Raw genomic sequence first — 4,577 nt, 5'->3', positions numbered from 1 at the left:
TTGTTGAGGGCCAGCATCAGATAGCCGAGCCCCTCGCTGGAGCCGACCCACTCGCCGAACACGGCCCCGATCACGGCCAGGGCCATGGCCACCTTGAGCCCGGAGAACAGGTACGGCAGGGCCGACGGCACCCGCACGCTGCGCATGATCCGCGGCCGCGACATGCCCAGGGTGCGCATCAGGCGGACCATCTCGGGGTCGACCGCCTTGAGCCCGTCGATGGTGTTGACCACCACCGGGAAGAAGCAGACCAGGGCGACCACGACCACCTTGGGGACGATGGTGAAGCCGAACCAGACGACCAGGATCGGGGCCACGGCCACGATCGGGATCATCTGGGAGGCGACCAGCCAGGGGTACACGGCCCGCTCGGCCAGCCGCGAGTAGGTGAGGAGCACGGCCAGCCCGATCCCGGCGGCGGCCCCACCGACGAACCCGAGCAGGATCTCCTGCAGGGTGACGACGGCGTTGTCGGCGAACAGGGCGGCGTTGTCCACCACCGACTGGACCACCGCCAGGGGGGAGGGCAGCAGCAGCGGGTTGACGTCGCCCAGCTCGGTGTAGAGCTGCCAGGCGCCCAGGACGACCAGGCTGAACAGCAGCGGCGGCAGCACCCGCCCGGCCAGCCCGCGCCGGCGCCGGTCCCGGGGGGCCGGCGGCTCCTCCGGCAACGGCGCCGCCGTGCGCGGGTCGGCCTTGGCCGGCACGCTCACGAGACCTTCCTCGGCGGCAGGGTCATGCCCAGGTGCTCCAGCAGCAGCTGCTTGCGCTCGGTGAAGGGCTCGCTGGTGATCAGCTCGTAGGTCCGGGGCCGGGGCAGGTCGACCTCCAGGACCAGCTCGACCCGGCCGGGCCGGGGGGTGAGCACGTACACCCGGTCCGACAGGAACAGGGCCTCGTCGACGTCGTGGGTGATGAGCAGGATGGTCTTGCGGTGCTCCTCCCACACCTGGACCAGCCACTGCTGCATGCCGGCCCGGGTCAGGGAGTCCAGCGCCCCGAACGGCTCGTCGAGCAGGATCACCTCGCGGCCGGCCAGGAAGGTGCGCAGCAGCGCCGCCCGCTGGCGCATCCCGCCCGACAGCTCGCTCGGGCGGCTCCCCTCGAACCCGGCCAGCCCGAACTCGTCGAACAGCTCGCCGGCCCGGCGCCGGGCCTCGGCCCGCCCGACGCCGGCCACCTCCAGGCCGAGGATGGTGTTGTCGAGGATCGTGCGCCAGGGCATCAGCAGGTCGCGCTGGGGCATGTAGCCGACCCGTCCCAGCAGCCGGCCGGCGTCGACCCGGCCCCCGTCCAGCCACAGCGCGCCCGCCGTCGGCTCCTCCAGGCCGGCCAGGAGGTTGAACAGGGTCGACTTGCCGCAGCCGCTGGGGCCGATGACGCTCACGAACTCGCCGTCGGACACCTCCAGGTCGAGGCCGTCCAGGGCCTGGACGCCGCCGTCGCGGGACGCGAACCGCTTGCCCAGGCCCTCGGCCCGGAGCCTGATGGGCCGATCATGCACTGGCGGTGAACCGGTCGGTCGCGAACTTCGACGGGTCGTCCGACAGGTCCAGGATCTTCGCCTCCTTCGCCCAGGTCAGGTAGTCGGCGAGGACAGCCAGGTTGAGCGCCCCGTAGGTCGGGGCGTCGGCCTGGTAGACCGGCTTCAGCGCCTCGTACTGGGCCTTGGCGTCCGAGAGGGCCAGCCCCTCGGCCTGCTTGGTCAGGTTGTCGAGGGCCTGGTCGGGGTTGGCGGTGGCCGAGGCGTAGCCCTCCACCGTGGCCTTGACGAAGGCGCAGATCAGCGCCGGGTTCTCCTGGACGGTCTCGTTGCGGGTGAAGGCGACCAGCTCCGGGTAGGGCGGGGCGCCGAACTCGTCGAGCTTGAAGATCCTGGTCGGCTCCTGCGCCTGGAGCTGCACGCCCTCGGCGTTCCAGAACCCGACGGCCGCGTCGACCTTGCCCCCGATCAGGTTCTGGACGGCGTTGAAGCCGATGGTCACGGTCTTGACCTTGGTCGGGTCGCCGCCGGCGTCGGACACCATCGAGTTGACCGCGGCCAGGTCGCTGGGCACCCCGGTCACGCCGACGGTCTTGCCCTCAAGGTCCTTGGGGGAGGTGACGCCGGACTTCTCCAGGGCCAGCAGCGACCCCAGGGGCCGCTGCTCCAGGGCCATGAAGGCGGTGATCGGCTGCTGCTGCTGGTAGGAGGTCAGGAAGTCCAGCAGCGACACGATGCCGATGTCGGCCCGGTCGGTGGCCAGCAGCCGCAGCGTGTCCGAGGTCGAGGTCGGCGTCTGCACCTTGAGGTTGATGTTGTTGGCCTTGTAGGTCCCGGTGGCCAGCCCCTGGTAGATGGCGATGTGGACCGGGTTGGGGAGGAAGTCCAGGATCAGGGTGACGTCCTCGGCGCTGGCCAGCTTCTGGTCGGCGCAGGCCGATGCCGCCTGGGTGGTGCCGGTCGAGCCGCCGCCGCCGCCGTCGTCGTCCCCGCCGCACCCGGCCGCGGCCAGCGCGACGATCGCCAGCAGCGCCGCCAGGCGCAGCCGCAACGTCCCGCGTTCACGATGTCGCCGCGCCCACCTGGATGCACCCACGGAACCCTCCTTGTCGGACCGATCGTTCTGGCCGTATCGGGAGAGTATGCGTCAATGCCGCTCATGGCGTCATCCCCCCGATTCTGCCGGAATCACGGAAGCCGCCAGGCAAGCGGTCAGACGACCGTGTCAGGAGGCTGGTCGACCAGCCCACCATTAGGCCCGAACGCCGTCGCCGAGTCCGATGTCTTGCAGGAGCGGTACACTCCCGCCCCCAGCAATGGCAATCACAGGCATGGAGCGTGCCGTGAGCCAGCCCAGGCGACCCATGCGCATGCCGCATACCCCAGCGACGAGGGCAATGCGGGCGATCTCGCGCTCCCTGGCCACCGTCGCGGTCCTCATCGTGGTGATCCTCGCGGTGGCGAGCTGCGGTGGCGGCGACCGCCAGCAGGCCATTCCCAACGCTGAACTGCTGCCATCGGGGCCACCTCCCACCATCGAAGCCCGTATACGGGTGCGGCCTTGGGCCAGTTCCAAGGCGGCCGGGCAGGCGTTCGGTGAACTCTGGCGGAAAGAGATCCGCAACTCGCAGGACCGCCGGGGCATCGACGCCTACAAATGGGCGGGACGGACCTGTGATGCCGTCAGGAACGGCGGCCAGGCACCGGAGGCGATGGTGCAGCGGGTCCACGACGAGGGTAGGTTCACCCGGCAGGGTGCCAGGGTCATCGTGTCGGCCGCGCTCAGGGCGTTATGCCCCGCCCAGGCCACATCCCCTCAGCCGTTCCCCTAGGGAGGGGACCCGGCAGGGGGATGCCGATCCAGGTCCGGAGGTAACTCACGGGTCGCGGTATCCGGACCAACCCTGGCAAGCTGGATCTTCCCGGTGGCGACGGTCAGACCGTGCTCCACCGTAAGCCCGAACGATACCGGCGACCCCACTACCTTGGCCAAGCGGTACACTCCGCCGCCGCAACGGCCGATCGCCACGTATGGAGAGGTGCTGTGAACCAGTCGAGGACTACCATGCGTGCGCCATCGACCGACAGATGAGGGCGAGGCCTGGGGACCTTGCCGCCAGCGGCCAGACGCTGGGGGAGGGGACGAACGTCCACCTGGCATCTACGAGTGATTCCCTGGCCGCCGCCGTGGCCGCACTTGCCGACCTCGACGGCGTGCCTGCCAGCGTGTCTGACCTGGCCCGATCCGACCGTCCAGCCAGGCCGACCGAACGCCGGGACGCCATCGCCCAAGCCTGGCGGGACGAACCCGAGATCACCACCACTGCCCTCGCTGAGCGGTTCGGGGTCAGCCGCCGAACCATCCAGTACGACATCCAGGCCCTCCAGGAGCAGGGCATCCACCGCCCTGCGCCGGGCCGGCGCCGCCGAAGCCAAGGGACCCGGGCGCACTACGCCGCCATCGCCCAGCAGTTCCTCGACTGGCTGGCCGACGAGCTCGGCCGGCCCCCCACCCGGTGGGATCTCAGCGACGACGTCCTCGCCCGCTGGATCGCTCTGCGGGCGAGGGTCGGCGGTCACGGTGGCCGGGGACTATCGTGGGCGTCGCTGCGGCTGGAATGCACCGCCCTGCGCCGACTTGTCCGCCAGGCCGGCCGCCCCGAGCTGGCGGCCAGCTTGCACGCCTCTCGGCAGCAGGCGCCCCCGCTGGCGACCATTTCACCCGACCAGTACGAGCGGCTATTGCTTACGCCCGACCTGGCGACTCGGGTCGGCGTCCGCGACCTGGCTGTCCTGAGGCTCCTGGGCGACGTCGGCCTGCGTCCCAGCGAGGTGTGCGCGCTGAAGCTCGGGGATCTCATTTGGAGCGCCGACGGCCAAGTGCCCGTGCAGCTCAAGGTGGCCTGGGGCGAGGGGCGCATTGTCGAGCTGACCGCCCAGGCGGCTGCCGCCCTGGCCGACTGGCTTCCGCAGCACCCGACCTGGCAACCTGACGGGAGGGGCCTGGAACTACCGGTAGAGGCACCACTGTTCGTCGCGCTTGCGCCGCCGGGGCCCGCCGGCCGGGCGATCACCGAGACTGCTCTGCTTGGCC

The 4,577-nt window shown here is 70.8% G+C and carries 5 protein-coding genes; 2 read left to right on the top strand and 3 right to left on the bottom strand.

What is annotated here, in order from left to right; genetic code table 11:
- The 3 genes from VF468_31245 to VF468_31235 form a co-directional block, all read right to left on the bottom strand.
- A partial coding sequence (locus VF468_31245; protein HEX5882762.1) for an ABC transporter permease occupies window positions 1-713 on the bottom strand: 713 nt, incomplete at its 3' end.
- Window positions 710-1,504, bottom strand: coding sequence for an ABC transporter ATP-binding protein (locus tag VF468_31240; GenBank protein ID HEX5882761.1), 795 nt, complete (start codon window positions 1,502-1,504; stop codon window positions 710-712). The genes VF468_31240 and VF468_31245, both read right to left, overlap by 4 nt.
- Window positions 1,497-2,579, bottom strand: a complete 1,083-nt coding sequence (locus VF468_31235; GenBank protein HEX5882760.1) for an ABC transporter substrate-binding protein — start codon at window positions 2,577-2,579, stop codon at window positions 1,497-1,499. Before VF468_31235 ends, VF468_31240 begins: the two co-directional genes overlap by 8 nt.
- A gap of 301 nt (window positions 2,580-2,880) precedes the next feature.
- Here VF468_31235 and VF468_31230 point away from each other — a divergent pair, with 301 nt between their 5' ends.
- Together VF468_31230 and VF468_31225 are read left to right on the top strand one after the other, a co-directional pair.
- Window positions 2,881-3,315 carry a DUF732 domain-containing protein gene (locus VF468_31230; GenBank protein ID HEX5882759.1) on the top strand — a complete coding sequence of 145 codons (435 nt, stop codon included), beginning with the start codon at window positions 2,881-2,883 and terminating at the stop codon, window positions 3,313-3,315.
- A gap of 394 nt (window positions 3,316-3,709) precedes the next feature.
- The coding region (locus VF468_31225) for an HTH domain-containing protein (protein HEX5882758.1) at window positions 3,710-4,577 on the top strand (868 nt) is incomplete at its 3' end.

Source organism: Actinomycetota bacterium, assembly GCA_036280995.1.
In the GTDB taxonomy this organism is placed as follows: domain Bacteria; phylum Actinomycetota; class CALGFH01; order CALGFH01; family CALGFH01; genus CALGFH01.
Note: the sequence above shows the minus strand (reverse complement) of the source record. Positions and strands in the feature narration are given on the sequence as shown.

Bases quoted from the DNA above. Each gene is read 5' to 3' on its own strand.
- VF468_31230 (HEX5882759.1), top strand. From the start codon at position 2,881: ATGCGGGCGATCTCGCGCTCCCTGGCCACCGTCGCGGTCCTCATCGTG.